Source organism: Pseudarthrobacter polychromogenes (genome assembly GCF_014644495.1).
GTDB lineage: Bacteria > Actinomycetota > Actinomycetes > Actinomycetales > Micrococcaceae > Arthrobacter > Arthrobacter polychromogenes.
This window is the reverse complement of sequence record NZ_BMKU01000004.1, coordinates 351,265-372,265: the sequence shown is the minus strand read 5'-3', so window position 1 is coordinate 372,265 and position 21,001 is coordinate 351,265. Positions and strand designations below refer to the sequence as shown.

Below are 21,001 nucleotides of genomic sequence, written 5' to 3'. Positions count from 1 at the left end.
TCAGCGGACGCGCTCTGCCCTGCGGAAGCGCGTCCGCGCTCCGGCTCCGATATGGATCAGCACGGGAATGTTCTTTCCCACCGCCTGTTCCAGGGCTGATACCAGCACCGACACCTCGTCGGCGAGCAAGTGCGGCGCCACGCCCTGCCGCGGAAGGAGCCGGACCTTCAGCGCGGGCATGCCTTTGACGTCGTAGGTGGTCACCGTGGCGCCGGCGAGGTCGGGACGGTGCGCGAGCGCATGCTTCAGCGCCTGCTCCGCCACTCCCCCGCCGATCCGCACGTCACCCGGGACCTCACCGGGATCATACTCGACGGCCAGCACATCGGCCCGCCCTTTGCCCTGCTGGGCAACCCAGGCCACCATGAGGCCAATCAGCACCAGCAGGGCCAGCGCCACCAGGATCCACAGCCAGCTCTCGGGCCGCCCCGGAAACCGGGTGGCATTGAACGCCGCGTTGATTCCGCTCCATGCGTCCGCGGACCAGGCCCGCCACCAGGAGGCCACGGCGGGAACGGCGGCCAGCAACATCAGCAGGCAGCCAACTCCAAGCAGCAGAAGTCCCAGTGCCGCGACCAGGATCCGGTTGAGGAGGGTGGGGGTACTGTTCATGCGCCGATCACTCCGGATGTCGCCACGTTCACGCGCACCTCGGGCGAGGGATCCAACGCCATGGCGTCCACTTCGCTGCGGACTGCCGCGAGGACAGAATCCTGGTTTACAGGCACACCCGAGGTGGGACGGACATTCACCACTACCTGCCGCCGGGAGACCACCACCATGACCTGTTCCGGCGTGACGTTCGCAGCAAGCCGGGCGCGCCGGGCCAGCGAGGAAGCGATGACTTCATCGTCCACCACAACGGCCGGGCCCGCGGCATCCCGGCCAGCACCCATACGGTGGCGGGCGCGGCGTCCAGGCAGAACCCCATTGAGGAGGAACACCAGGCCGGCCATTGCCAGTACCGCGCCGATGGCGCCCAGCAACAACGGAGGGATTCCCGCGGGCAGCGCAACCAGGCGCTCCGCGGCCACCTGCGGTTCAATCAGCCAGGCCGGTTGCCCTACTGCGTGGACGCCCGCTTCGAGGAGCCCATAGGCTGCCAGCACAATGACCAGGACTGCCGCTGCGGTGGCCACCGCAGCACGCGTTGACCGGGTTTCACGGCGCAGGATCCGGTCCATATCCGGGCTTTGGCCTTCACCATCGCGGCTCATTGCACCCGCCCCCCTTCACTGATCTTTGCCCCCGTAATCCTGATGTCCACCCGGCTCAGCCCGGAACCGCTGAGCTCCGCCACCGCCGCCAGGATGCCGGCCTTTGCCCTCACGGTCCGGTCCCACATGGAACCACCGGTCTTGTCAACGCGCGAGGGATCCTGGACCACCGCACTCAGCGGCGGCATGCTGATAGGTGCGACGAGGGACAGCGCCAGCAGGCCGTCGTCGTCCGTCCAGTCAGCGCGCACGTCGTCCGGCTCCACCCCGAGGAATTGGGCTGCTGCGGCCTTGGCGAGGCTTGTCAGGGCCTGGGTACTGATGCGGTTGTGGCCGCTCAGCTGTTGGCCCCGGACCGCCGGGGCTGTGGAGCTCATGAGGACGAGCGCCGGCCGATGATGGCGTCCAGGACCCCGCGAAGGTCCAGTTTCCCTTCGGCGGCCCTGCCCAGGAGTGCCCCGATGGCCATAAAGAGGAGGGAAACCAGGAAGCCCCATAACCCGAACTGCAGGGACATGAAGGCGACGAAGGCGCCCATTGCTGCGCCGGCCACGGTGAGGTTCACAGCAGCGCCTCCCTTCCGGCCGTGCCGGAAACGTCAGTCGGTCCGGAAACGGCGGGTTTGACCGGAGGCGGAATGTAGACGTCGGTGACTTCCACGTTGACCTCGATCACCTGCAGCCCCACGAGCTCCTCGACCGCCCGGTAGACGGCGGCACGCACGGCGTTGGCCAACGAGTGGAGCGGTGTCCCGTAACTCGCAACCAGGCTGATGTCCACGGCAACCTGGGTTTCACCGACTTCGGCCCGCACACCGGCGGCATGGTCGGAACTGCCGACGGCGTCGCGGATGGCACCGAGCGCGCGTGACGGGACAGAGCCCAGGGAATAGACACCGGGAACGGAGCGGGCTGCTATGCCCGCCACCTTGGCGACGGCTGTCTCGGAAATAACGGTTCGGCCGGGGCCGGGTACGGGAACCGGCGCGGCACGCTGTTGTAGCCCCTGGCTGGGTTGTGGGTTCTGGTATTCCATCAGGCACTCCCCCTTCTGTTGATCCCCACCCTATCCCCGGCGGTGCCTTAACGGCAGCAGGCAGGGGCGCCCTGATCCGGACGTCCCTGCCTGTACCTAAACTGCATTTAGGGAGCAGTCGGTTTTACTTGTAGTGGCCCTCGCCGCCAACGCGGAGGTTGGTGGGCAGGTAGCCGAATGGGCCAAGGCCGTCCTGACCGAAGCTGCGGTCCACCTGCGAGATGCCGTCCCGGAAGTTGATCTTCACGGTGGGTGACAGCGAGCCGCCGCGTACGCCGTTCACGTTGTCGATGAACGACTGCACCAGCCCGCCGGGCTGCACGTAGTGGGAGTACGCCTGGAACTGGCGGCCGTTCTGGTTCGGAGTGGGTGCCTCCGGGGACTCCGACGGCAGGTTCAGGTCCGTGGGCGAGCCCAGGGCCAGGCCGCTGTTGTTCATCGGCTGGTAGTCCGAGCGGACGCCGTCGCCGACGAAGCCGTAGACGCCGTCCGGGCCGCGCATGCCTGCGGCGTAGGTGAACTGGTGGCTGATGGTGAACAGGTAGTACTTGTTCTTGCCGCCCTCATTCTGGATGAAGATCTGCGGACGCTCGGTCTGGTCGTTCACGCAGTTGGCGGAGAGGATCGGCGGCAGGAAGGACCACTTGGTCAGGTCCTTGTTGTCCGCCACTGCCAGGCCGACGTTCGCTGTCTGGTAGTAGGCTCCGCTGCTGTTGACCTCGTCAACGGACTCGGCATTGGCATCGCCGGGGCGGTACCCGAGGTCTTCGGGCTTGCACTCGTACTCGCCGCGCGTGCCGCCGGTGTTGCCTTCGAAGACCATGAAGGTCTTGCCGGGGTGGGCCGGGTCGGCAAAGGTGTAGGGGTCGCGGAAGGCGAAGCCCGGGTTCTGTTCCTTGGTCTGGTACATCTCTCCATCAGGCTCAAGCAGGTTGGTGTGCTTGAACCCGTCGAAGGTGACGCCATTCTCGTCCGCATGGATCTTGCCCAGGGCCTTGGCGATGGACGCATCCGGGGCGATGCCGCCGCCGCCTGCGTTCCGTTCGGCGATGTCGTAGAACGTGGTGGCCGTGTAGAACACGTTCACCTGGTTGCCCTGCATCAGGCGGGTGGAGCCGGACCATTCGGTGTTGCCGATGGAGGCGCCGTCGGCGAAGACGTGGCCGCCGTAGTTCCACTTGTCCTTGGCCGGATCCGCGTTGGTCTTGCGGAAGAAGTAGCCGATGCGCGCGTTCCAGTGGCGCTGGTCGAAGCCGTAGCCGGCGTGCCGGTCTGCCACGAGCGAGAAGATGACGTCCCAGCCCTTGTAGCTGATCTGGTTCGCGTTTTCGTCGGTGAGGGACCAGGTGTCCCAGACCCACACGTCCTCGTTCATGGTGGGGAAATCCTCCGGGATTTCCGGCATGGTGACGTCCGGGCTCATGGAGTTCTCACCGGGGGCAACAGTGGGGTCGCTCTGCGCCATGATCTGCTTGGCGTCGGCGCGGGTCCACTTGGAGGTGAAGTCCGACGCCGGGTCGAAAGCTTCCTGCGTGTGTTCCGTGGGGAGGGGGAATCCGGGGGTGGGGGCCGGCATCTGCTCGGCGGCCGGCGGATCTGCCGGCTCGTTGGCCTGCGCCGAGGGAACGGCCAGGAAGGCCGAGGCAGCCACGGCGGTGGCCAGTGCTGCGGCGGCGGGGCGCCACCGCAGCATCCGGGGTGATTGGGGGTGCTTGTGCATTGTTGCTCTTCTCGCGGAGTTATGACTGTTCGTGGAAGACGGGCGGATGCCCATGCCCTTCGAACTCCGGCGGCCCCCGGCGACACGGCAGGCGTCATCGGGGACGCCGTTGTATCAAGGGGGAACGGGGTTGGGTGGTCCCCGTAGAAGAGGCCCGGATGGTGGTGCTTTCCTGGCCGTGTTTCCACCGTAGACAGGCTCCAAGGGAGAGATCAAACCAGGTTTCATCGCCCGATTCCGGGCAATGGCCACTTTTGCGCAAGCGCTTACACCTAACCCCTAACGCGCGCGTGCCACAACCTTCAGCCAAGATCAAATGTTGCCTTTTGGCCGCGCAAAGGTGAGAAATGCCACCCCTTGGCCGGGACCGTTTTGTGGTCCGGGCACGGAAAAGGGAGGCACCTGCCCGGGCTGGGCAGGTGCCTCCCTCAGAAGCCGAAAACCGCGCGTCGGGCGGCCGGACTACGCCTTGGGTGTTCGCGCAGCCGTGGCGTCTGCAGCCTCGCCCGCGGCCAGGCGTTCGGTCAGATGGGCCTCCACGGCTTCGCTGACCTGGTCCTGGACCTGATCCGCCAAGTGCTCCTGGTAGTGCTCCTGGACGGAGTCGTGGATCTGTTCCGCGACGTGCTCCTGGTAGTGCTCCTGGACCGAGTCATGCATGGAGTCCTGGACCTGCTCCGTGACATGGGCGGCCATCTGGTCGCGGGCCAGCTTACGTTGTGCGCGCATCAGGGTCTCATGCTCCCGATGAAAGGCCTTGGCCGTGGAGATACACATCAGGATGATGACCACGCTGAAGGGCACCGCGGTGAGGATGGCCGCGGTTTGGATCGCCTGCAGTCCATTGGCCAGGAGCAGGGCGATGGCAACAGCGGCGGCGGCCAGTGCCCAGAAGATGCGCAGCCAGTTCCTGGGTTCCACGTCTCCGCCGGTGGAGATCATACCCATGACCAGGGCACCGGAGTCTGCCGACGTGATGAAGAAGATGGCTATCAGGAGAATCGCGCCGGCGGTGAGGACAACCCCGCCGGGCAGGCTGCCGAGCAGGTTGAACAGGGCGCCCTCGGTATCCACGGTGCCGTCGTCGCCGATGAGCCCGCCGCTGCCGAACAGCTCGCGGTGGATGGCAGCGCCGCCCAGGACGGAGAACCACAGGAAGCCCATGGCGGTGGGTACCAGGAGCACGCCGGCGACGAACTGCCGGACGGTGCGGCCCTTGGAAATACGGGCGATGAAGATACCGACGAACGGCGCCCAGGAGATCCACCAGCCCCAGTAGAAGGTGGTCCAGGCGGCCTGCCATGCCTCTCCCTCTGCGCCTGAAAATGCCAGCGTGTTGAAGGTAAGGCCTACAACGTTCTGGAGGTAGTGCCCGATCGACTGCACGAACTCACGCAGCAGGAACAGCGTGGGCCCGGTAAACAGCACCACCAGCATCAGCAGCGCGGCCAGGACCAGGTTGGTGTTGGAGAGCCACTTCATGCCCTTGCCCACACCGGACACCACCGAGATGATGGTCAGCGTGATGATGCAGAGGATCAACCCGATCTGCGTCATGGTGGTGGCCTGGATGATGTTGGCCTGTTCAAGGCCTGCGGAGATCTGCAGGACGCCAAGGCCCAGGGAGGTGGCAACACCGAACAGCGTGCCTACCAAGGCCACGACGTCGATCAGGTTGCCCCACCCGCCGGAAACGCGCTTGCGCCCCAGGAGCGGCTCAAGCGTCCAGCGGATAGAGATGGGGCGGTTCCTGCGGTGGACTGCGTAGGCAATCGATACGCCCACCACAACGTAGATGGCCCAGGCATGGAGGCCCCAGTGGAGGTAGGTCTGCGTCATCGCCTGCTGGGCGAGCACCAGGGGGGATCCTTCAACACCGGGCCGGGGTGCGGCAAAATGGTTCAGCGGCTCTGCCACACCGAAGAAGACAAGTCCGATGCCCATGCCGGCCGCGAAGAGCAGGGCGAACCAGGACATGACGGAGAACTCCGGCTCATCCTCGTCCTTGCCCAGTTTGATGTCGCCATAGTGGCTAAGGCCAATCCAGAGGGAAAACGCCACGAAGAGCGCAACGGCGGCAACGTAATACCAGCCGAACCAGTTGATGACGTTGCCTTGGATGGTGGTGAAGATCTCTGTGGCAGCAGCAGGGAAAATCGTCGCGAAGAGGACAAAAACAATGATGGTTCCGGCTGCGGGCCAGAAGACCCATCTGGCGAGTTGCTGACCGCCGGTTCCGGGCGGCCGATCCGCCGCTTTCTTATGGGCGGGCGGTGTTTCCCCCGGTGGTTGGCTGATGGTCCTGGTGCCAGGTGTGGCGGACATTCCCAGTTTCTCCTTATGCGCTGTGCGCGCTCAGACTGCGTTGTGCAGGTTCGTCTCGTGTACGTTCGTCTGTTCGTGTGTGTTCTCTTATGCCGCTGCCGCGTGTCCACGGCTGTGCAGCCAGCAATTTTACGGAACCCGAAAAGCGGCGGGGCGGGAAATTGGCCGGCCCCGGGGGTATTGATGCCGGATCGAGACGTGCTCCATGCGGGCCCATTAACTGTAGGCCCAGGAAATAAGAAAAGCACCAGTTCCGAAGAACTGATGCTTCCCAGTGGTGGCTCCGACCGGCGTCGATCCGGTGACCTTTCGATTTTCAGTCGAACGCTCTACCAACTGAGCTACAGAGCCTAGGTGACTAGTCACCATGACGGCCGGAATCTCTTCCAACAATCAGAGCGACCCTGACGGGACTTGAACCCGCGACCTCCGCCGTGACAGGGCGGCGCGCTAACCAACTGCGCTACAGGGCCTTGCGTTTCTTGCTTCCGCAGTATCTCTACCGCTTTTTTCAAGGCTTCCAGCCTACCAGACATTTTCTGCCTGTTTGACCAGTTCCTTGCGTACCCCCAACGGGATTCGAACCCGTGCCGCCGCCGTGAAAGGGCGGTGTCCTAGGCCGCTAGACGATGGGGGCCAGAACCCGTTCGGAACAAAATAAAAGGCGTCAAGCGGGGCTTTCCGTCTTTGTCCTTTGCGTTTCTCCGAACTGGACTCTAAAACTATAGGGCCTAGGCAGGAATTATCCAAAATCGGCCAAAAACACCGCCACGGAGCGGGCGGGACGGGTGAAGATGGACGGATGGATGCCGTAGCAGCACTCAATGAGATCGCCTTCTGGCTGGAGCGCGGACGCGCTGCCACTTTCAAGGTCCAGGCATTCCGCAAGGCAGCGGCGGCCATCAGCCCGCTGCCGCCGGAGGAAGTGGCCGCCCGTGCCGAAAACGGCCGGCTGAAATCCATGAAGGGCATCGGTGACCGGACCTACCAGGTGATCCGCCAGTCGGTGGAAGGCCAGGTTCCCGAGTACCTGGCGGATCTCCGGGAGAAGGGGGCCAAGCCGCTGGCGTCCGGAGGGGCCGAGCTCCGGGAGATGCTGCGGGGAGACCTGCACAGCCACAGTGACTGGTCCGACGGCGGCTCCCCCATTGAGCTGATGGTGGCTGCCGCCGGGGTACTGGGAAGGGAATACCTCGCACTGACAGACCACTCCCCCAACCTCACCATTGCGAACGGGCTTTCCGCCGAACGCCTGCTCCGGCAGCTGGACGTGGTGGAGTCGATCAATGCCGGCCCCGTTCCAGGTGACGGCGGCCAGCCGGGCAGGCCGGTCCGGCTGCTGGCAGGCATCGAGGTGGACATCCTGGAATCGGGGGAACTGGACCAGGACCCGGAACTGCTTGACCGCCTGGACATTGTGGTTGCCAGCGTCCATTCAAAGCTGCGCGCGGACAGCAGGACCATGACCCGCCGCATGCTCGGCGGCATCCAAGACCCGCACACCAACGTCCTGGGCCACTGCACCGGGCGCCTGGTGGAGGGCTCCCGCGGCACGAGGCCGCCGTCGGACTTCGATGCCAAGGAGGTGTTCGCCGCCTGCGCCGAACACAACGTGGCGGTGGAGATCAATTCCCGGCCGGAACGCCAGGACCCGCCCGATGCGCTGATCCAGCTCGCCCTCGACGCCGGCTGCCTGTTCTCGATCGACAGCGACGCCCATGCACCCGGCCAGCTCGACTTCCTGCAGTACGGCGCCGAGCGCGCGGAGAAGAACGGCGTTCCCGCCGACCGGATCATCACCACCTGGCCCCTGGAACGCCTGCTGGAATGGGCGGCGCTGCAATAGCCCCCAGGCCGACTTTGGCAGGAAGTTGCGCAGACGTGGCCGATTTCCGCCAGTCAGCTGCCCCTGCGCCCGGATAGATTTGCTGCATGCCTTCAACCAGCCCCGCCAACCGGACTGCCCCCGCACCTCCCCGCACCGCCGCACCCCCGGTCAGGGCCCTCGGCGTGGCAGCGATGGTGGTCACCGTGGTCCTCTGGGCGTCCGCCTTCGTGGGGATCCGGGCGATCGGCCCCCACTTCTCCCCAGGCTCCCTGACGCTCGGCAGGCTGGCGATTGCCGCCGTCGTGCTCTCCCTGCTGGTCCTGCCGCAGCTGCTGAGGACCCGGCTCCTGCCGAGGGGCCGGGAATGGTGGCCGATCCTGGCCTACGGGGTGATGTGGTTCGGCGGGTACAACGTGGCGCTGAACGCCGCCGAGCACGTGCTTGATGCGGGCACCAGCGCCCTGCTGATCAACGTGAACCCCATCCTGGTGGCCATCATGGCCGGCATCTTCCTCAAGGAGGGCTTCCCGCGGTGGCTCATCATCGGAAGCCTGGTTGCGTTCGCCGGTGTGGCGCTGATCGCCTTCGGATCAGCCCAGCCTTCCGCGCCCGGGGAAGGGGCGACGACGGACGTGGCAGGCGTGCTCCTGTGCCTCCTTGCCGCCGTGCTCGCCGCCGTCAGCGTCATCATCCAGAAGCCTGTGCTGCGGAAATTTCCGGCCGCGCAGGCCACCTGGTTCGGGATCCTGGTGGGTGCGCTCTGCTGCCTGCCCTTTGCAGGCCAGCTGGTCAGCGAAGTGCAGGCGGCACCGCCGCAGGCAACATGGGGGCTCGTCTATCTGGGGATCTTCCCCACTGCCATTGCCTTCACCACCTGGGCGTACGCGCTCTCGCTGGTGGACGCCGGAAAGCTGGCCGCCACCACCTACCTGGTTCCCGGGACCACCATCCTGATTTCCTGGGTCCTGCTGGGCGAGGTTCCTGCCTTGCTGGGCCTGGTGGGCGGCCTGGTCTGCCTGGTGGGCGTGGCGCTGACCCGGCGGAGGAGCCGGAATCCGCGGGGAGCCGGGGCGGCCGGTTCCCGCTAGAGTCGGAGTATGCCAGCCAGCCTGCCGCCGGGCCTGCCCACCGCCCCTGGGGGCCCCAGCGAACCGCTCCGCTTCACCATGTCCGAGGACGACTTCGAGGCCGCTGTCCAGGACGCCTTGGACAGCATCCCGGACAAGCTGGCCCGCGCCATGGACAACGTTGCGGTGTTCATTGAGGACGACTATGCCCCGAAGCCCGGGGAGGACCCGGACACCGTCCTGCTGGGACTCTATGAGGGCGTCCCCCTGACCGAGCGGGACTCCTGGTGGGACGCCGGGTCCCTGCCGGACAGGATCACGATCTTCAGGGAGCCCATCCTGGACATCTGCGCGTCCCGGGAGGACGTCATCCACGAAGTGGCCGTTACCGTCGTGCATGAGATCGCCCACCACTTCGGAATTGATGACGACCGGCTGCACGAGCTCGGCTGGGGCTAGCCTTATAGGCATGGGACACGACCACAGCCACACCCACGGCATCACAGCAACAGGGCGGCACCGGAAACGGCTTATTGCCGTACTTGCCATCACGCTGTCCGTGGTCCTGGTCCAGGTTGCCGGCGCAGTCGTCTCGGGCTCGCTGTCCCTGCTTGCCGATGCCGGCCACATGCTCTCAGACGCAGCGGGCGTAACAATCGCCCTGCTGGCTGCGTGGATTGCAGGGCGGCCTGCCAGCGACCAAAGGACTTACGGGTACCAGCGGGCGGAGGTACTGGCTGCGCTGGCAAATGCCCTGATCCTGATCGTGATCTCCGTGGTCATCTTCAGCGAGGCGATCCGCCGGATCGGTGCGGCGCCGGACGTGCAGACGGACATCATGCTGTTCGCCGCCGTCCTGGGCGCCGCCGCAAACGTGGCGTCCCTGGTGATCCTGCGCGGAGCGCACCGGGAGAGCCTCAACGTGCGGGGCGCCTACCTGGAGGTCCTGGGCGACCTTCTGGGTTCCTTCGCCGTGATCGCCGCGGCCGTGGTGATCATGGCGACCGGGTTCCAGGCGGCGGACACCATCGCGTCCGTCGTGATCGCCCTGATGATCCTGCCCCGGGCCTGGAGCCTGCTCCGCGACGTGGTGGATGTGCTGCTGGAGGCCAGTCCCAAGGGCGTGGAAGTGCAGATGATCCGCGAGCATATCCTGTCCGTGGAGGGCGTTACTGACGTGCACGACATCCACATCTGGACCATCACCTCCGGCGTCCCGGTCTTCTCGGCGCACGTGGTGGTGGAGGACGGGGTGCTCAACGCCCGCGGCGCCGACCAGTTGCTGGACAAGCTGATCACCTGCCTGGGCTCGCACTTCGATACCGACCATTGCACGTTCCAGCTGGAGCCCGCCAGCCATTCAGAACACGAGGCGCACCAGCACGCCTGAGGACGCGTGCCGGCCGGGATTCCTGGCCCCGGCTTAGCTCAAGACGTCCTTGGTGACGAACCGGCCGTAGGCGAGTGCGCCGAACACGGCCACGTATCCGGCCTGCAGCAGCGCATTGCTGGCGAACGAGTCCCACAGCACGGGCTGGCGGAGCAGGTCCCCGAAGCCCAGCCAGTAATGGCTGAACAGCCACGGGTGCAGCCACTCGAGCTGCGGCAGCTGGTCGAGGACCTGGGATACCACCGAGAGCACCACTGTGGCTGCCATGGCGCCCACCGGAACCACGGTCAGCGTGGACAGGAACAGGCCTATGGCGGACAGCCCGGCCAGGGAAACGGCCAGGTACGCCGAGATCAGGAGGAGCCGGAGCACGGCCTCCGGCGGCTCGATGACATCCCCGGACAGCAAGGTCACGGGGCCCACGGGGAAAAGGGCGGCACCGATGGCGGCTCCGGCGAGGGCAACTGTGAGGGGTGCAGCGAGGCAGAACGCCAGGGCTCCGGCATATTTCACCAGCAGCAGCCGGACCCGGCCCGCCGGCGCAACCAGCAGGTACCGCAGCGTTCCCAGGTTGGCCTCGCCCGCGATGGTGTCCCCCGCCACCACACCCACTGTCAGCGGCAGGAACAGGGGGACGGACACCAGCATTGCCGTGAACGCGACGAACAGGCCGTTCTGCGTGATCCGGTCCAGGAAGGCCGGGCCGCGCCCGGGAGGAACCGCCGAAGAGACCCTCACGGCCACGGCAATCAGCACCGGAATGGCGGCCAGCGCGAGCAGCAGGGCCCAGGTTCGGCGCCGCCGGAACAGGACCGCGATTTCGGACAGCAGGAGGGACATGCCGGCTCCCCGCGGTCCCGCCACGGCCGACATGCCCTCCGCCTTCGACTTCTCCTTCGCACTACTGGGCAACGTCGAACCCCTCCCCCGTCAGTTCAACAAACCGGTCCTCGAGGCTCTCCCGTTCCACCGCGAAACCGCGCACGCGGACCCCTGCCTTGACGAGCTCCGCAACAATGTCCTCCGGGGCGGGACGCCCCGCCCCGGCCTCCGGCGGGAATCCCGGCGTTGCCAGGGCAGCCAGCACCACGTCCCCATCCGGCTGGCCCGCCCCTGTTTCCGGGGACAGCCCCAGCGTTGCCAGGACCGACGACGCCGGACCCGCGTCCGGGGTCACCAGGCGCAGGCGCGAGCTCCCGGACCGGCGCAGTTCGGCCAGCGGGCCCTGCGCCACGAGGCGGCCGGCGCTCATGACGGCCGCGTGCGTGCAGATCTGTTCAACTTCGGCGAGCAGGTGGCTGGAGACGAAAACGGTGGTCCCGTCTGCTGCCAGGGACCGGACCAGGTTCCGAACTTCCCGGGTGCCCTGCGGGTCCAGTCCGTTCGTGGGTTCATCCAGCACCAGCAGTTCGCGGGGGGACAGGAGGGCGTTGGCGATGCCCAGCCGTTGCTTCATGCCGAGCGAGTACGCGTGGACCCGCTTGCCGGCGGCGTGGCCAAGCCCTACCCGTTCCAGGGCCAGGCCCACCCGTTCCCGGCGGGTGGCCGGATCCGCGTGCCGGCCGGCGGCGTCCAGCCGGTGGAGGTTCGCGGTCCCCGAAAGGAACGGATAAAAGGCGGGCCCCTCCACCAGCGCCCCCACCCGTGGCAGGACATCCTGGAAGCTGCCGGGCATCTCCTTTCCCAACAGCCTGACGGTCCCTTCGGACGCCGCGGCGAGGCCCAGCAGCATCCGGATGGTGGTGGTCTTTCCCGAGCCGTTGGGGCCCAGGAAGCCAAACACCGCGCCTGACGGCACCGCGAGATCCAGGCTGTCCACGGCCACCTGCTCCCCGAAGCGCTTGGTCAGGCCCAGCGTCTCGATGGTCAGGCCGTACGTCCGCCGTCCCGGAACCCCTGCGGGTCCCGTCACGGGGCGGAGGACGTGGCTTGCAGCCTGTCAGCCGGGACCATGCCCGCAAAGACGCGGCCGTCGTCGGTCAGCAGGACGTTGAAGAGTGCGCTGGAGAGCAGCCGCCCGCCAGGAACGACGACGGCTGCCTGGCTGAGCAGCGGATTCTGCGCCAGCGCGGTGCCGAGCTTTGCACCGGCTCCGCTTTCCGCCGGCAGTTCCACAACCGTTTCCCAGCCGGTCCCGGCCAGGTAGGAGCCGGCCTTGTCCTTGATGCCGGCCGCAAGCTGCTCCGGATCGGTGTGCGCTCCCGGGTAACCGGGCACCCCTGGGCCGGTGGACGGGTGCGCAGGATGCTGGAACTGCAGCTCTTCAACCGTGCTGCCCGGCGGTGGCACGAAGTTGAACAGGGCGGCATCCGGTGCGTCCAGCGAAAGGCTGGTGAAGCCCGTCCTGAAGGCAGGCTCTCCTGCCCCGCGTGCCGTAACCTCCACGGAAAGCGGCATGCCGGTTTCTCCATCCACGGCGATGGCGATCATCCCCACCAGCGTGCCGCCGGTGCGCGGCTCGAGGACCAGGTTATAGGCGGCGCGCCCGGCAACCTGGACGTCCGGGCCAACAGACACAGCCGTTGTGCTGTCTGCTTTAGCGAGGAACTTCGCCGCGAGATCCTGGGGCGTCGGCGGGACCATGCTGCCTTCAGGAGTGGCGCTTTCCGGGCTGGTGCCAGGCAATGCCGGGTCTTCCAGCGGGAGGTCGCGGGCATGGGCCGGCAGCGTCAGGTGCGCTGTTGAGTTGTCCTTGGACGAGTAGAACCACACATCGTTGTCCCGCCGGATGATGTTCCGCTCGGCGAACCGGTCCACCACCTGGATACGGACTTTGGCCTTGCCGTCCATGAAGACCCTCGCCGTATGCTCACCGGTGAGCATCTCGATCGCGGAGGCGGCGGGGTCATCCGACGCGGCACCCGAACTTGGGCCCGTTGCAGGCAGTTCCGGCAACCCGAGCTCGGAGGCCTGTTCAATCGTGCCCGAGAAGGTGTGCGCGTTGTGGCCGGCGAGCAGGGCAAGTACGTCGGCCGGGGTCTTGTCCGCCAGGGCGTCGCCGGCGCGTGCCGGGATGGATCCCACCAGCACTCCGGCAGCGATCACCGCAGGTGCAGCCACGGCGGGAACCCACCGCAACCACGCGCGGTTCCGGCGCTGTTTTGCGGCCCTGGTGGTGAGGGGGTCGCCCATATTCCGGTGGTTCATTGTCCGGCCGTCTCCTTGATGGGAGTCCATAGCTCAAGGGTACGCCTCGGCACGGCTCCCCACACCTGCCTGCGGGGCAGTGGGGGGGCAGTGCCGGGGCAGGGCGGGGAACCCGCGGGCCTATTCGGGCACGATCGTTCCAGCGCCGCCGTCGACCGTTATTCTTTGTCCCGTGGCAAGCCGGACGGTGGCCTCCGGCACCCCCACCACGGCCGGAATGCCGTACTCCCGGGCAACTACGGCGCCATGCGAGTTGGGCCCGCCCATCTCCATCACCAGGCCCCCGGCGGTCAGGAACAACGGCGTCCACCCCGGATCGGTGGACGGAGCCACCAGGATCTCGCCGGGTTCGAGGTGGGCACCTACGGGGTCCAGGATGACGCGGGCCCGGGCGGTGACGGATCCCGCTGAGGCCGGGCTGCCGGACAATGTGGCGCTGCCCGCCGCACCACGTGCGGCGGCGTACAGTACCTCGGGTTCGGTGCCGTCCGAGAGCAGGGCCCTGGGGATGTGGCGCCTGCCCAGCTCGCTGGCGTAAGCGGCCCGCCGGTCCACCACGAGTTCACGCAGATTCCGGGGCCCTTGTGCCTCCGGGCCCTGGAGCGCCTGCCGGGCCTCCCCGAAATCGAGGAAGAAGATGTCCTCCGGACTGTCCAGCCTGCCATCGGCCGCAAGCCCGGCTCCCACCAGGGCCACCTGCTTCCGCACTTCCGCCAGCCCCAGGACAAGCTGGTATTTGGGCATTTCCCGCAGCCCGGCGAACAGCCTGGCCCGCCGGAGGGCAGCGCCCACCAGCAGTGCGCGGGCCCGGCCCCGGCGGCGCGCCCCGGCAACCAGCTGCTGCACGGCTGCCTCGGCCTCGGCCTGGGCCCGGCTGAACTGGACGTCCGGTGCCATGGCGGGATCCGTGAGGCGCAGGTAGTTGGCCAGGACGCCCAGGATGTGGGTGGGATCGTCGGACCACCGGGGCATGCCCACATCGATTTCGGCCACGGCCCGCTGCCCGTAGCGTTCGAGGAACCGCACCAGGCCTGCGTGCAGGACAGGGGGCAGGGTGCCGGCTTTGAATTCCGCTGCGAGCGCGGATGGTTCCTGCGACTCCAGGGCCGTCCGTGAGTCCCTATCGTCCTTTGCTGCCGAGGCGAGCCGCCACAGCTCGAGGTCCATCTCGGTTGTCACGTTGTGCGGCAGCCCGCGGAGCACTTTTTCCAGGTCCTGCCGGCGGTCCTGTCCTCCGAGCAGCCTTCCCGCCAGCCACAGCATGGCGAATCCCACCGCCGGCAGGGGCAAAACTGCGGGCACGATCGCAAAGAGCCTGCCTCCCAGGAGCCGCTCCGCGTGGTCAAGCCGTTCAAGGGGACCTGCTCCTGCCCCAAGCTCCAGGACTTCGGCGTAGCGCCGGGTGAAGGAGTCCAGGCGGCGGAGCGCCGCCCTGGGCCGGAACAGTCCCCGGAGCGCTGTCTCCGGCACGCGGGCCCGCGCCGCTGCCGGCAGGACGTGGCGCAGGAATCCGAACGGTGTCCTGCGGGTCACCGAAAACTCCGGGTCGTCGAAAACCTGCCTGACCACCATGGCGGACCTTGCCTCCATGATGTCGAAGACCCGGGGAAGGATGCGGCGGCCCACGCTGCTCCGGACCGGCGTGGTGAGGTCGACGTAGATGCGCTGGGCTGCCTCCGCGTAGGGCGGCGGGCCCTGCCGTGGATCGGGAACGGGAAACCCGGCGGCCAACGCCACCGAGGAAGCAATGAGCCGCAGTGACGCCAGCCCCATGGGTGTGAGCGGGCGGGTGAGGCCCTGGGCCAGGCTGAAGCACATGTACAGCCTGGGGCCGACGCCTGCTGACCGGCTCTGCGGTATGGGGTAAAGCGTGGTGATGGGCCTGGACTGCGTCAGCCAGAGGGCACCGCCGGCGTCGATGGCCCATTCGGTATCCTGCGGCGAGCCGAAGTGCCGCTCAGCCTGCAGGCCCAGGGCCGCGAGCCCAACGGCCTGTTCATCCGTGAGGCTGGAGGAGTCCGCCCGTCCGGGGACCTCCCGGGACTCCGTTCCACCACCAGCAAGGGGCCGGACCACAACGCGCTTGTCACCAAGCTTTCGCTCAACGACCCGGGCTTTGTCCGTGTCCACCACGAAGTGATCCGGATTGACGGCGCCGGAAACCACAGCCTCGCCGAGTCCGGGGGCGGCATCTATGACCGCCTCGCGGCGCCTGCCGGTCAGGGGATTCGCCGTGAACATCACCCCTGCCGCCTCGGCGTCCACCATCCGCTGGACCACGACGGCGAGGGCCACCTGGTCCGGCGCAATCCCCAGCGCTGCCCGGTAGGCCACTGCGCGGTCTGTCCAGAGGGAGGCCCAGCAGTTGCGGACGGCGTCCAGGACGGCCTTGATGCCCGCCACGTTCAGGTACGTGTCCTGCTGGCCCGCGAAGCTCGCGGACGGAAGGTCTTCGGCGGTGGCCGAGGACCTCACGGCCACGGGGGTCATTCCGCCCATTGCCGCATACGCCTGCTCCACGGCAGCTGCGGTCCGCGGTGGAACCGGGAGGGCGCGGATGGCCTCCCGTACGTTCCCGGCCACCGTGGCGAGCTGGGCGGACCTGCCTGGATCGGAAGGATGCAGTGCGGCCTGGAGACGGGCGAGCTCCGCAAGCACACCGTCCTGGACAGTCCGTACAGCCTCCCGGTAGGCCACCGTGGTCAGGCAGAACCCGTCAGGCACGGGCAGTCCCGCTGCCATCAGCCCACCGAGGTTGGCGGCCTTGCCTCCCACGAGCGGAAGCATGCTGCCATCGACCTGGCTGAGGCGCATGACCAGGGCGGGGGCGGCGTTCCCGTCCGGGTGGCGGGACTCCCGCCTGCCGTTTCCTGGGCTTTCCGGGCGGTCATCTGCCATCGTGGCACTCCCCTGCGGCGGGTCCGGTCAGGCTGTCCCGAGCACCGGCCCAAACCGGGCGCGGTCCGCCAGGCGGGGGTCCTCACGGTCCGGAACCACCATGACGGGGCCCTTGGCGTGGTGGAGCACCCCGTCCGAGGTTGAGCCAAGGAGCATCCCGGTGAACCCGCCACGGCCGCGGGTACCCACCACCACAAGTTCCACGTGGCGGCTGGCGTCCACCAGGACGTCCACCGGAGAGCCGTCCCTCAGCTCGGATTCAGTGGGCAGATTCGGGAAGTGGCTCCGCAGCCACGCCATTCCGGCGTCCAGGGTCACCTGGATGTCGTCGAACAGCGCCTTGCGGTCCATGGGGGCCGGAACCCACGCCAGGGAACCGCTGTACTGCGGCACCGCGCAGACCACGCGCAGGGTGGCGCCGAGCCGCTCAGCCTGGGCTGCCGCCTCCAGCACAGCCACCCGTGCCTGCTCCGACCCGTCCACGCCCACCACCACCAGGTTCTCCACGCGCTGGTGGCCGGCCTTGGCCTGCTCCGCCTTGATGTGCCGGTCCTCGGTTGTCTCGCCAAGCCGGTCGGAACAGACCAGCGGCACCGTCACCGTGGGGCATTTCGCATGGGCCGGGAGTGCACTGCTCACCGAACCGAGGAGCCTGCCCACAAAGCCTCCGCGGCCGCGGGTACCGAACACCAGGAGCTCAGCGGTTTCGGACATCTCCAGCAGGACGCCGGAGGCATCGCCGTTCTCCACTGACGCGGTGGCATCGACGTCGTAGGTGGCCACCTTCTCCAGGGCCTGCTTGACGATCGCCTCCGCGCCTTCACGAATAACGGAGTCGTCCACGGTGGCGTATCCGCCGTCCAGGCCGGAAGCCGCGAAGATCGGGACGGAGTAGGCGGTGACGATGTGCAGCGGACGACGCCGGCGCTGGGCCTCGCGTGCCGCCCACACCAGTGCGCACTGGCCGTGGTCCGAACCGTCCACGCCGACGACGATCCCCTCGGGGGCGGCAGGAGTGCCGCCGTCCTGCGGGTCCCGATGCAACTCTTGTGCGCCCATGGGGCCGCCTCCTCGCGATACTGCCTGATGTTGCGGCTATTCTGCCAGAAGCCAGCCGATCCCCGTGCACCCGAACCCCCGCCTGAGCTGGGAAGAAAGGCCCGCTTCCGCTTCCCACTATTCTCCGCGGGCCCTGCCATAGCAAGCCTCTTCGGACCGGGAAACGGCGGTTATCCACAGGTGGCGGGCGATCTCCGGGAAAGCGCCTTCACCCGGACGAAATTGTTTCGGGATTGGGCTATCCCTGGCCGCGAATCTTCTGTAGTCTTCAGGACATTGTTGGTCCGGGACGCCTACTGCCTTACTCGGTCAGAGCTGCCCGGCAACGCACTGCGGCCGGGCTTTGGGGGTAACGGGACGCGAGCGGGCGAGGACGCCCGCACCTGCCGAAACTTTCGAAGGAGGGAAACAGTAGTGTCAAGCATGCCTGGGAATGCCGGGACCGAACAGACCACCACTGTGATCATTGGCACCGGCCTGTCCGGCCTCGCCGTGGCTGCAGAGCTGTGCCGCCGCGGCGTGGACTCGATAGTGGTTGACGGACTGGACCTCCTTGGCGCCGCACAGCCGGCCAACACAGCTTCCCTTCAACGGTGCGACGCGGCGGACTCCGTGAACCTTCGCGAACGCAACGAGATCCTGCGGCACCTGCGGAACTACGCTGCCAGCCACGACGTCGACGTGCGCAACACCACCCGCGCCGTCCAGCTGACCATGGTGAACGGCGGGTCGCCGCTTGCTTCAGCCCCGCAGTGGGAGGTGCATACGCCCACGGGAATCCTGGTGGCGGACCACATTGTCCTGACCCGTTGCGCCCACAGCCAGCTCCGGCGCATGATCAATGACTTTGGCATGGCGGTTGGCCGGAACCTCACCGCAGCCATGCGGGCCATCGGCATCTACCTGGTGGGCGTTGGGGAGCTCATCACGCCCTCCCCCAAGGAAGTCCTGCGGCAGGCCAAGACGGTGGGCCACGCGATCTCCGCCAGGGTGCACCCGGACACTGTGGCCTACCCGGCCACCGGGAGCTTTGCGGCCCTGACCTGCCAGGCCCTGACCCGCTAAAGCCGCCCGGCGCCCCTGCCCGCGACGGGCCCCCCACCCGCCATCATTCGTCGTCCGTCCCTGCTGTGAGCCGGCGCCGGGCCAGGATGGCAAGTGTGGCCAGCAGCCCCACCGCGACGAGGGCAAAGATGACGATGCTCCACTGGAACGGCTCCCCTGAGCCCACCTGCTCAGGCTCGCCCGTAGTCCCCGGCTCGGCCGTCCCCATGGCGGGGGCAGCACTTGCCCCGGCGCCGGCGGCCGGGACTGTACCCGCCGCCGTCGGACTTCCTCCCGCCGATGGACTTGTTGCCGGTGCGGCGCCCTGCCCGGCAGAGGCGGCCGTAAAGGCGAACGTCCCCTCGATGGGATGCGAATCCGAGCTGACGACCCGCCAGGCCACGGTGTACTCCCCCGCCGGGCCTCCGGCCCTCAGCTTCTGGGATGCCACGTTGTCCACGATGTCCACCGGCCCCTCCGCCCACTCGCTACCGGAGGAATCCTTGACGGAGAACGCGGCGCCAATGCCCAGCGGCTTGTTGTTGAAAGCCACCGAGACCTGTTCGGGCGGCGCCGGCAACGACGCGCCGGCCGCCGGGGTGCTGGATTCGGCGGCATCATGGGCCGCTGCGGGCCCGGCGAGGCCCAGCACACCGGCGGCGAAAACGAGGAGCACGAGCCCCAGGGTCAGGATCTGGCGGATGGGACGCATGCGGCGGCGGCTCCTTGTGTGTTGGCTTCCTTACAGACTAGGCGAAAATGCCTGCCGTCCTGCCGCCGCCACCATAGGATGCAGGTATCCCCACAGACTCCCCGGAGGACTAATGCTTAAGCAAGGCTCTGCCCTGGACCGGTACTTCAAGATCACCGAGCGCGGTTCCAACCTTTCCCGCGAGATCCGAGGCGGCTTCGCCACGTTCTTTGCCATGAGCTACATCGTGGTGCTGAACCCGCTGATCCTCTCGGGCCCTGACTCCAGCGGCACCACGCTGGGGTTCACCGCCGTAGCCGCCGTCACGGCTTTCGTGGCGGGCATCCTGACCATCCTTATGGGCGCCTGGGCAAAGCACCCCTTCGCGCTTGCCACGGGCCTGGGCGTCAATGCGTTCGTGGCCGTCACCGTGGCCACCAATCCGGGGCTGACCTGGCCGGACATGATGGGCCTGGTGGTGCTCTCCGGCGTCACCATGCTGATCCTTGTCCTCACCGGGTTCCGTACCGCCGTCTTCAAGGCCGTCCCGGACGGACTCAAGACGGCCATCGTGGTGGGCATCGGCCTGTTCATCGCGCTGATCGGGCTGGTCAACGCGGGCTTCGTCCGCCGCATCCCAGACGTCGCCGGCACCACCGTGCCCGTTGGCCTTGGCTACGACGGCAAGCTCCTCGGCTGGCCCACCGCGGTGTTCATCTTTGGCCTGATCCTGACCATCGCGCTGGTGGTGCGCAAGGTCAAGGGCGCCATCCTGATCGGCATCATCACCTCCACCCTCATCTCGGTGCTCCTGGAGATGACCCTGCACATCGGACCGAGCTTCGACGGCGAGACCTCCAACCCGCAGGGCTGGTCCCTGGTGGCGCCCACTTTCACCGGCTGGGCCGCCCCGGACCTGTCCCTGATCGGCAAGGCAAACCCGTTCGGCGCCTTCGAGCACCTGGGCTTCGTTGCCGCTACCCTGCTCGCCTTCGTCATCCTCCTCAGCATCTTCTTCGATGCCATGGGGACCATGGTGGGCCTGGCCAACGAGGCCGGGACAGTTGACGAACACGGCAACATCCCGGACGTCGACCGCGTGCTCCAGGTGGACGCCCTCGGCGCGATCGTGGGCGGCGGGGCTTCGGTTTCCTCCAACCAGATCTACGTGGAAGCCGGCGCCGGAATCGGCGAAGGTGCGCGCACAGGCGTGGCCTCGATCGTCACCGGGCTGCTGTTCCTGGTGGCCATGTTCTTCACCCCGCTCATCAACCTGGTGCCCTTCGAAGCGGTTGCCCCCGCCCTGGTGGTGGTGGGCTTCATGATGGTGTCCCAGGTGGGCAGGATCGACTGGCAGGACTGGGGCATTGCCATCCCCGCGTTCCTGACCTTCACCCTGATGCCGTTCACGTACTCCATCGCCAACGGACTGGGCGCCGGCTTCATCGCCTTTGTCCTGATCCGCACTGTCCAGGGCAGGGTCAAGGAGATCCACCCGCTCATGTGGGCCGTGGCCGGCGCGTTCCTGCTCTTCTTCGCGGTGGGTCCCATCGAGGCGGCACTGGGCATGTAGCCCCCGG

The 21,001-nt window shown here is 67.4% G+C and carries 19 protein-coding genes and 3 tRNA genes; 6 read left to right on the top strand and 16 right to left on the bottom strand.

Annotated elements, in window-relative coordinates:
- From IEX43_RS09295 to IEX43_RS09250, 10 genes are all read right to left on the bottom strand, one after another.
- Positions 1 to 612: a hypothetical protein gene (locus IEX43_RS09295; RefSeq protein WP_188810381.1), complete on the bottom strand. Its 612-nt coding sequence runs from the start codon at positions 610 to 612 to the stop codon at positions 1 to 3.
- The gene (locus tag IEX43_RS09290; protein ID WP_188810379.1) at positions 609 to 1,217 is read right to left on the bottom strand and encodes a DUF6286 domain-containing protein; all 609 of its coding nucleotides are present in this window, start codon (positions 1,215 to 1,217) and stop codon (positions 609 to 611) included. The genes IEX43_RS09295 and IEX43_RS09290 overlap by 4 nt, the downstream gene beginning before the upstream one ends.
- Positions 1,214 to 1,594 (bottom strand): hypothetical protein, encoded by a 381-nt coding sequence (locus tag IEX43_RS09285; protein WP_188810377.1) that lies wholly within the window; start codon positions 1,592 to 1,594, stop codon positions 1,214 to 1,216. The genes IEX43_RS09290 and IEX43_RS09285 overlap by 4 nt, the downstream gene beginning before the upstream one ends.
- The gene (locus IEX43_RS09280) at positions 1,591 to 1,782 is read right to left on the bottom strand and encodes a hypothetical protein (protein WP_066273523.1); all 192 of its coding nucleotides are present in this window, start codon (positions 1,780 to 1,782) and stop codon (positions 1,591 to 1,593) included. Before IEX43_RS09280 ends, IEX43_RS09285 begins: the two co-directional genes overlap by 4 nt.
- Positions 1,779 to 2,252 (bottom strand): Asp23/Gls24 family envelope stress response protein, encoded by a 474-nt coding sequence (locus IEX43_RS09275; RefSeq protein ID WP_188810375.1) that lies wholly within the window; start codon positions 2,250 to 2,252, stop codon positions 1,779 to 1,781. Before IEX43_RS09275 ends, IEX43_RS09280 begins: the two co-directional genes overlap by 4 nt.
- A 124-nt stretch (positions 2,253 to 2,376) precedes the next feature.
- Entirely contained in the window at positions 2,377 to 3,972 is a 1,596-nt protein-coding gene (locus IEX43_RS09270; RefSeq protein WP_188731976.1) for a glycoside hydrolase family 68 protein, read from the bottom strand.
- Between the two features lie 462 nt (positions 3,973 to 4,434).
- Positions 4,435 to 6,297, bottom strand: coding sequence for a BCCT family transporter (locus tag IEX43_RS09265; protein ID WP_188810373.1), 1,863 nt, complete (start codon positions 6,295 to 6,297; stop codon positions 4,435 to 4,437).
- A 275-nt stretch (positions 6,298 to 6,572) separates the two neighbouring features.
- Positions 6,573 to 6,648: transfer RNA gene (locus IEX43_RS09260), tRNA-Phe, on the bottom strand.
- A 48-nt stretch (positions 6,649 to 6,696) separates the two neighbouring features.
- Positions 6,697 to 6,770, bottom strand: a tRNA-Asp gene (locus IEX43_RS09255).
- A 91-nt stretch (positions 6,771 to 6,861) separates the two neighbouring features.
- A tRNA-Glu gene (locus IEX43_RS09250) sits at positions 6,862 to 6,934 on the bottom strand.
- Positions 6,935 to 7,099: 165 nt separating this feature from the next.
- Between IEX43_RS09250 and IEX43_RS09245 the strand changes: the two genes are divergently transcribed.
- The 4 genes from IEX43_RS09245 (at position 7,100) to IEX43_RS09230 (ending at position 10,582) form a co-directional block, all read left to right on the top strand.
- Complete coding sequence (locus tag IEX43_RS09245) at positions 7,100 to 8,143, top strand: PHP domain-containing protein (protein ID WP_188810371.1); 1,044 nt, start codon at positions 7,100 to 7,102, stop codon at positions 8,141 to 8,143.
- An 86-nt stretch (positions 8,144 to 8,229) separates the two neighbouring features.
- Complete coding sequence (locus IEX43_RS09240; protein WP_188810368.1) at positions 8,230 to 9,213, top strand: DMT family transporter; 984 nt, start codon at positions 8,230 to 8,232, stop codon at positions 9,211 to 9,213.
- A 9-nt stretch (positions 9,214 to 9,222) separates the two neighbouring features.
- Positions 9,223 to 9,651: a metallopeptidase family protein gene (locus IEX43_RS09235; RefSeq protein ID WP_188810366.1), complete on the top strand. Its 429-nt coding sequence runs from the start codon at positions 9,223 to 9,225 to the stop codon at positions 9,649 to 9,651.
- 10 nt (positions 9,652 to 9,661) lie between these two features.
- Positions 9,662 to 10,582, top strand: coding sequence for a cation diffusion facilitator family transporter (locus IEX43_RS09230; protein WP_188810364.1), 921 nt, complete (start codon positions 9,662 to 9,664; stop codon positions 10,580 to 10,582).
- A gap of 33 nt (positions 10,583 to 10,615) precedes the next feature.
- On the opposite strand, the gene IEX43_RS09225 is transcribed toward IEX43_RS09230, so the two are convergent.
- The 5 genes from IEX43_RS09225 to IEX43_RS09205 form a co-directional block, all read right to left on the bottom strand.
- Entirely contained in the window at positions 10,616 to 11,455 is an 840-nt protein-coding gene (locus tag IEX43_RS09225) for an ABC transporter permease (protein ID WP_229666387.1), read from the bottom strand.
- A 28-nt stretch (positions 11,456 to 11,483) separates the two neighbouring features.
- Positions 11,484 to 12,494: an ABC transporter ATP-binding protein gene (locus IEX43_RS09220; protein WP_188810362.1), complete on the bottom strand. Its 1,011-nt coding sequence runs from the start codon at positions 12,492 to 12,494 to the stop codon at positions 11,484 to 11,486.
- Complete coding sequence (locus IEX43_RS09215) at positions 12,491 to 13,729, bottom strand: LolA-like protein (RefSeq protein WP_229666378.1); 1,239 nt, start codon at positions 13,727 to 13,729, stop codon at positions 12,491 to 12,493. The genes IEX43_RS09220 and IEX43_RS09215 overlap by 4 nt, the downstream gene beginning before the upstream one ends.
- Positions 13,730 to 13,849: 120 nt before the next feature.
- The gene (locus IEX43_RS09210; protein WP_188810360.1) at positions 13,850 to 16,627 is read right to left on the bottom strand and encodes a PEP/pyruvate-binding domain-containing protein; all 2,778 of its coding nucleotides are present in this window, start codon (positions 16,625 to 16,627) and stop codon (positions 13,850 to 13,852) included.
- Positions 16,628 to 16,654: 27 nt separating this feature from the next.
- The gene (locus IEX43_RS09205; RefSeq protein ID WP_188810358.1) at positions 16,655 to 17,686 is read right to left on the bottom strand and encodes a universal stress protein; all 1,032 of its coding nucleotides are present in this window, start codon (positions 17,684 to 17,686) and stop codon (positions 16,655 to 16,657) included.
- A gap of 423 nt (positions 17,687 to 18,109) precedes the next feature.
- Here IEX43_RS09205 and IEX43_RS09200 point away from each other — a divergent pair, with 423 nt between their 5' ends.
- Positions 18,110 to 18,751, top strand: coding sequence for an FAD-dependent monooxygenase (locus tag IEX43_RS09200; protein WP_188810439.1), 642 nt, complete (start codon positions 18,110 to 18,112; stop codon positions 18,749 to 18,751).
- Between the two features lie 43 nt (positions 18,752 to 18,794).
- Here the strand turns inward: IEX43_RS09200 and IEX43_RS09195 are convergent, their stop codons facing one another.
- Entirely contained in the window at positions 18,795 to 19,442 is a 648-nt protein-coding gene (locus IEX43_RS09195; RefSeq protein ID WP_188810356.1) for a copper resistance CopC family protein, read from the bottom strand.
- 112 nt (positions 19,443 to 19,554) lie between these two features.
- On the opposite strand from IEX43_RS09195, the gene IEX43_RS09190 reads away from it, so the two are divergent.
- Entirely contained in the window at positions 19,555 to 20,994 is a 1,440-nt protein-coding gene (locus IEX43_RS09190) for an NCS2 family permease (protein ID WP_188810354.1), read from the top strand.
- The last annotated feature ends 7 nt before the right edge of the window (positions 20,995 to 21,001 follow it).